The following is a 5,797-nucleotide window of genomic DNA, read 5'->3' as shown; positions in this document are numbered from 1 at the left end:
GGTACACAGCTAACTTCGTTTAAAAAGTCTAATTCTTCTTGTTTTTTCCAATCGGTCAACATTGAAGAAGTTTGAGCGTAGCCTACTCTTTCTTGTCTTTCGTACCAAGCTTGTGTTCGTTCGTGGAGAGCTTTGTTGTAAACTAATCTTACACAGCCCAATGTGCGCCGCAATAGCGACTCTTGTTCGGGTGTTGGGTAAAATCGAAACGAATAGGCTTTTTCCATGCCTCACATTCTAGAATATATCGTCTAAATGCGCTAGTATTTAACGGTAAAGCCGCCGTAAAACGGCGGGGTTTCAGACCCAATTTTCGATGAAATTACCCCGTCTTGCCGCTTTAATCATTGGTCTGAGCTTTATTTTCGGATTAATGTTGTGGTTAGTCAACTCTATCTATCGTCTTTACAGAGATATCGTTTTTCTCGCTCCCCTACTAGCCAATATTCTGCTTTTACTGATTATCGGACTGCTGGGCTTGCTGATCTACATTCTTTTGTACTACTTTTATCTGCTGCCCCAGCAGCAAAAAAGTCGCCGCGGGTTGCGTTCTTCCTCCCGTCCACCCCTAAAATTACCAGTAGAAAAAACCGAGGCCGCCGGGGAAACCTTAAAAGCTATCCGGCAACAAGTGGAGCAAATTCAAGATAAAGTAACCCAACAGGTTTTTATTAATCGTTCCCAAGAAATTGAGCGAAGTTTAGCCAGAAAAGAAGTTAAAATCATTGTTTTCGGCACAGGATCGGCGGGAAAAACCTCCCTAATTAACGCCCTCATCGGTCAAATGGTGGGCAATGTGGAGGCAACCATGGGAACCACGGAAAAAGGGGAAACCTATAGTTTAAAAATGAAAGGTGTGAATCGGGAAATTCAAATTACCGACACTCCAGGCATTCTTGAAATTGGTGCAGCTGGAGGTCAAAGGGAACAGTTAGCGCGACAATTAGCCACGGAAGCAGATTTACTTTTATTTGTCATCGATAACGATATTCGACAATCGGAATACGGCCCTTTATTGCGTTTAATTGATATTGGTAAACGTTCTCTCTTAGTCTTTAATAAAATCGATCTCTATAGCGATGAAGATCGAGACATTATTTTAAAACAATTACGAGAACGTCTAAAAGGAGTGATTCTTTCAGCCGATATTATTGCCGTCGCCGCTAATCCCCAACCCCTACAGTTAACCGGGGGACAAATCATCACACCGGAACCAGATATTTTAGCTTTAATTAAACGTTTGGCTTCAGTTTTACGGGCCGAAGGGGAGGATTTAGTGGCAGATAATATCCTCTTACAATCCCAACGATTAGGAGAAGAAGCTAGGAAAATTATTGATCGCCAACGTCGTCGCCAAGCTGATAAAATTATCGATCGCTATCAGTGGATCGGTGCGGGAGTGATTGCTGTGACTCCCTTACCAGTGTTCGATCTGTTAGCAACGGCGGCGGTTAATGCTCAAATGGTTAAGGAAATTGGTCAAGTTTATGGCTGTGAAATTAACAGCGATCGAGGTAAGGAATTGGCTCTATCTTTGGGTAAAACTCTAGTTAGTTTGGGAGTAGTGAAAGGAGCAGTAGAATTATTAGCCAGAATCCTACAATTAAATTTTACTACCTATATAGTCGGTAAGGCAATTCAAGGGGTCAGTGCCGCCTATTTAACCCGCATTGCTGGCAAAAGTTTTATTGAATATTTCCGTCAGGATCAAGACTGGGGTGACGGTGGTATGACGGAAGTGGTACAAAGACAATTTCAACTCAGTCGCAAGGAAGAATTTATTAAGTCTTTTGTGGCCGATGCGATCGGTAAAGTGGTACAACCTTTTCAGGATGATTGGCAGCAAGAAGAAGTTTTAGAAGCTAGTTGCGAGGATGATTGGTAAAGATCGAACCCGGGAGCAATAGGCAAAATTGTATAGTAATTGTTACAATCGTTTTGGGGTTCCACAAGGGCAAAAAAAGATGCGACAGCAAGTTATCGACTGGTTAAAAGAAAACGTCAACGAACACCGTCTGCGACATATTCTCGGTGTGGAGACCATGTGTATTGATTTAGCTCGTCATCACGATCTCGATCCCGTCCAAGCTGGGCAAGCGGGATTACTACACGATCTGGCTAAATTTTTCAAGCCCAAAAAACTGCTAAAAATGGCGGAATCGGCGGGAATAGACGTGGATAATATCTGTGCATCCCATCCCCACTTACTCCACGCCGATGTGAGTGCAGTTGTCGCCCAAAAAGAATTTAACGTTACCGACGAGGAAATTCTCGAAGCAATTCGCAATCATACCCTCGGTAAACCCAATATGAGCGATCTTAGCTGTATAGTCTTTATTGCCGATGCCTTGGAACCCAATCGCGGCGATACACCCGAATTAAACGCCCTACGACAACTCAGCTATCAAAATCTCCATAAAAGCGTTCAACAAACCTGTGATTATTCCCTAAAATATCTTTTAAGTAGCCATTGTCCCATTCATCCCCGCACCGTGCTAACACGCAACTGGGCGTTACAAATTGTTAAAGAACAACCAACAAAAACTAAAACCATTGATTAACATAATCTCAAGACTCCCTTACAACCACCTCAGCCAAAGGATAACCACAACCTGAATGACCAATCCCACTGGAATTATTACCCCCATCGCTGAAAATCTCAAGACCGAAAATTTTCTAGAGACAATTGTTACCGCTGCCGAGGACAAGAAAGCAGGGGACATCGCCATCCTGAAAGTCGCCGATATCTGTTATTTAACCGATTATTTTCTGATTATTACCGGCTATTCTACCACTCAAGTGCGAGCGATCGAGGATGCGATCGAAGCTGCTATGGAACTAGAATGGCAACAATCCCCCCGACAAGTGGAAGGAAAAAGCGAAGGTAGCTGGATCCTGATGGATTATGGCGATATCATTGTCCATATCTTTTTACCAAAAGAGCGAGAATTTTATAATTTAGAAGCATTTTGGGGTCATGCTCAACGGATTCCTCTACCTAGCGACCATTTAGAGGAGTAGAATCCATGAAATCCTCCCTTGATTTCTGTCCCGTCCCGGAAGAACAGCAACCGGTTAACGAGTACGAACAATTAAAAGAATCTTGGTTTTTCCGTTGGGCGACGCTAGATGTAGCCCCTTATACAAAAAAAATTGTCTGGTTATGGTTATGGACATGGTTAATTGTCGGACCGATTGCCGCCGCTAGTTTTCCCCTCAAAAAAGCCCCTTTTCTCTTCTTCTGTGCGGGGATTTTTGGCTCGACAATTTTGGTAGGATTGGTGTTATTGCGCTTGTATTTAGGCTGGATCTACGTCTATGATCGCTTGCAATCGGAGAAAGTATTTTATGAGGAGTCGGGCTGGTATGATGGCCAAATCTGGACAAAAACCGCCGCTATTTTAACCCGCGATCGTTTAATCGTCTCCTATCAAATCCAGCCCATTCTCCGCCGTTTACAAAAAACCGCCCTAATTCTAGGGGCAATTGTCGCTATCAGTGGTCTTTTCTGGCTATTTTTCACTCACTAACCGCAACCAATCACCAATCTGAATGAATAGGGTAAAACGTTCACCAACCCACCGCTTAGAAATTCATCTCCTCCGGGAAGGCATTATTGAATCGGTCCATCATGTCGAGGCCGCTATTTGCGATGACCGCGGCCGGGTATTATCCACCGCCGGCAGTGCCGAAACTAGCGCCTTTATTCGTTCGGCCCTAAAACCTTTTCAAGCACTGGCTGTCATCAGTACCGGCACCCTCGAACGCTACGATCTCAACGATAAGGATCTAGCCATTATCTGTAGTTCTCACCAAGGCACAGTGGAACACGCCCGTCAAGTCTTTAATATTCTCTGGCGTGCCGATATCGATCCCAACGCTCTGCAATGTCCCCTCCCGTCCGGTAAACCCAGTCGCCTCCAGTACAATTGTTCTGGTAAACACGCCGGGATGTTAGCGGTGTGTCAACAGCGTGGCTGGCCGTTAAATAGCTATCTGCGGCGTTCTAGTCAGATACAGAAGCTAATTTTAAGCAAAATTGCCGAATTATTGGGGATGCCGGGAGATGAATTAATCAGCGCCCACGATGACTGCGGTGCGCCCACCTATTCAATGCAGTTGGGGCAAATGGCCCATCTCTACGCCCAGTTAGCCTCTGGCAACCGTTTAGACTTAGAAAGAATCGTCCGGGCGATGACCTATCATCCCCGCATGGTAGCAGGAGAAGGGGCTTTTGATACGGAATTAATGCAGGTTAGCCAAGGGGAAATCGTCAGCAAAGCCGGGGCTGAAGGGATTCAATGTATTGGGCGCGTCGGTGAAGGTTTAGGATTAGCAATAAAAGCTTTAGATGGTTCCAAACGGGCTAAATATGCCGCCGCTTTGCAAATTCTCAAACAGTTAGGCTGGATTACTCCCAATGTGGCCGAATCTCTCTCGGAAAAATTCCTCAAAATCGGCAGTTATACCCGCTTGGAAGTGGTGGGAGAAATGGCTTTATTATAAGTAGTGGGTTGACCAAGGGTAACACATCAAAAACTTTTCTTTTTGGTGTGTTAGGGCGGTATTTATATCTTGATTTTTTTCCCTAAAAAACGTTATTACCCATTTACAATCTATAATCGCCATACATAAGGAGAATAATTAACTATGACCGAAAATAGAAACCCGATTCCCGTGGTTGTCAACGGTGCAGCCGGCAAAATGGGACGGGAAGTCATTAAAGCCGTTGCTCGTGCCGACGATATGATCCTAGTGGGTGCAGTGGATCGAAATCCAGCTTTTCGAGGTCAGGATGTGGGGGAAGTGGCCGGTTGTGAACCCCTAGAAGTGCCGATTCTCGACGATTTACAGAGTGTTTTAGTCCTGGCAACTCAGGAAAAAGTGCAGGGGGTGATGGTGGATTTTACCCATCCCGACGGTGTTTATGACAATACCCGCAGTGCGATCGCCTATGGAGTGCGTCCGGTGGTGGGAACTACGGGATTATCGGCGGCACAACTGCAAGATTTAGCCGAATTTGCCGAAAAAGCCAGCACCGGCTGTTTAGTTATCCCCAATTTTTCCATTGGCATGGTTTTACTACAACAGGCTGCCGTGCAAGCATCTCGCTACTTTGATCATGTAGAAATTATCGAACTGCATCACAATCAAAAAGCAGACGCACCCAGTGGCACAGCGATTAAAACCGCCGAATTACTGGCAGAATTGGGTAAAATCTTTAATCCTGCTCAAGTTTCCGAAAAAGAAACCATCCCCGGCGCTAGAGGCGGTTTAACTGCCGAGAACATCCGTATTCATAGCGTCCGTTTACCCGGTTTAATTGCTCACCAGGAAGTAATTTTCGGTTCCCCCGGGGAAATCTATACCCTTCGTCATGATACCAGCGATCGCTCCTGTTATATGCCGGGGGTTCTCCTTTCTATCCGCAAAGTTACTCAGCTGCAATCCCTCGTTTACGGTTTAGAAAAAATCCTCTAAATCGAGATATTTTAGAGAAAAGAGAGGAAAAGGGCAAAGAAGAGAAATCTCGACAAATTGCCCTAAAAATGCTTTTTGCTGGTTTTCCTATACCCAAACTTTAGACTTAGAGATTGAACAAGTACCACAAGTCATTGAGGGACAAAATTGAGTGAAAACGGACAGTATTTTCTATCGTCTCTTTCAGACTTTTCCCGAAAGTTTCTTTGATTTGCTCAATCTTCCCCCAGAAACAGTCAATCATTATCAATTTTCCTCCCTAGAAGTTAAACAACTAGCTTTTCGTTTAGATGGGGTTTTTCTTCCCGATAACCTC

8 protein-coding genes are annotated in these 5,797 nt (G+C 44.6%); 7 read left to right on the top strand and 1 reads right to left on the bottom strand.

Translation table 11 applies throughout. The annotated features are described in order from the left end of the window. The coding region (locus tag IM507_RS16730) for a helix-turn-helix domain-containing protein (protein ID WP_287637370.1) at positions 1 to 227 on the bottom strand (227 nt) is incomplete at its 3' end. Between the two features lie 89 nt (positions 228 to 316). Here IM507_RS16730 and IM507_RS16725 point away from each other — a divergent pair. The 7 genes from IM507_RS16725 to IM507_RS16695 all read left to right on the top strand — a co-directional run. Next, positions 317 to 1,885 carry a YcjF family protein gene (locus IM507_RS16725; protein ID WP_069474206.1) on the top strand — a complete coding sequence of 523 codons (1,569 nt, stop codon included), beginning with the start codon at positions 317 to 319 and terminating at the stop codon, positions 1,883 to 1,885. Between the two features lie 79 nt (positions 1,886 to 1,964). Continuing rightward, entirely contained in the window at positions 1,965 to 2,561 is a 597-nt protein-coding gene (yqeK, locus tag IM507_RS16720; protein ID WP_079205366.1) for a bis(5'-nucleosyl)-tetraphosphatase (symmetrical) YqeK, read from the top strand. 55 nt (positions 2,562 to 2,616) lie between these two features. After that, positions 2,617 to 3,021, top strand: a complete 405-nt coding sequence (gene rsfS, locus IM507_RS16715) for a ribosome silencing factor (RefSeq protein WP_079205365.1) — start codon at positions 2,617 to 2,619, stop codon at positions 3,019 to 3,021. A 5-nt stretch (positions 3,022 to 3,026) separates the two neighbouring features. Next, the gene (locus IM507_RS16710) at positions 3,027 to 3,530 is read left to right on the top strand and encodes a CGLD27 family protein (protein WP_190359149.1); all 504 of its coding nucleotides are present in this window, start codon (positions 3,027 to 3,029) and stop codon (positions 3,528 to 3,530) included. Between the two features lie 22 nt (positions 3,531 to 3,552). Continuing rightward, positions 3,553 to 4,506 (top strand): asparaginase, encoded by a 954-nt coding sequence (locus tag IM507_RS16705; RefSeq protein WP_002738548.1) that lies wholly within the window; start codon positions 3,553 to 3,555, stop codon positions 4,504 to 4,506. A gap of 144 nt (positions 4,507 to 4,650) precedes the next feature. Continuing rightward, complete coding sequence (dapB, locus tag IM507_RS16700; protein ID WP_002739420.1) at positions 4,651 to 5,481, top strand: 4-hydroxy-tetrahydrodipicolinate reductase; 831 nt, start codon at positions 4,651 to 4,653, stop codon at positions 5,479 to 5,481. A gap of 151 nt (positions 5,482 to 5,632) precedes the next feature. Further along, on the top strand, positions 5,633 to 5,797 hold a 165-nt coding region (locus IM507_RS16695; protein ID WP_272071860.1), incomplete at its 3' end, for a DUF2887 domain-containing protein.

Origin of the sequence: Microcystis sp. M20BS1 (assembly GCF_020245305.1) — a bacterium.
GTDB lineage: Bacteria > Cyanobacteriota > Cyanobacteriia > Cyanobacteriales > Microcystaceae > Microcystis > Microcystis ichthyoblabe_A.
This window is presented reverse-complemented; position numbering and strand designations above follow the sequence as displayed.

Bases quoted from the DNA above. Each gene is read 5' to 3' on its own strand.
- IM507_RS16725 (WP_069474206.1), top strand. From the start codon at position 317: ATGAAATTACCCCGTCTTGCCGCTTTAATCATTGGTCTGAGCTTTATT.
- yqeK (WP_079205366.1), top strand. From the start codon at position 1,965: ATGCGACAGCAAGTTATCGACTGGTTAAAAGAAAACGTCAACGAACAC.
- rsfS (WP_079205365.1), top strand. From the start codon at position 2,617: ATGACCAATCCCACTGGAATTATTACCCCCATCGCTGAAAATCTCAAG.
- IM507_RS16710 (WP_190359149.1), top strand. From the start codon at position 3,027: ATGAAATCCTCCCTTGATTTCTGTCCCGTCCCGGAAGAACAGCAACCG.
- IM507_RS16705 (WP_002738548.1), top strand. From the start codon at position 3,553: ATGAATAGGGTAAAACGTTCACCAACCCACCGCTTAGAAATTCATCTC.
- dapB (WP_002739420.1), top strand. From the start codon at position 4,651: ATGACCGAAAATAGAAACCCGATTCCCGTGGTTGTCAACGGTGCAGCC.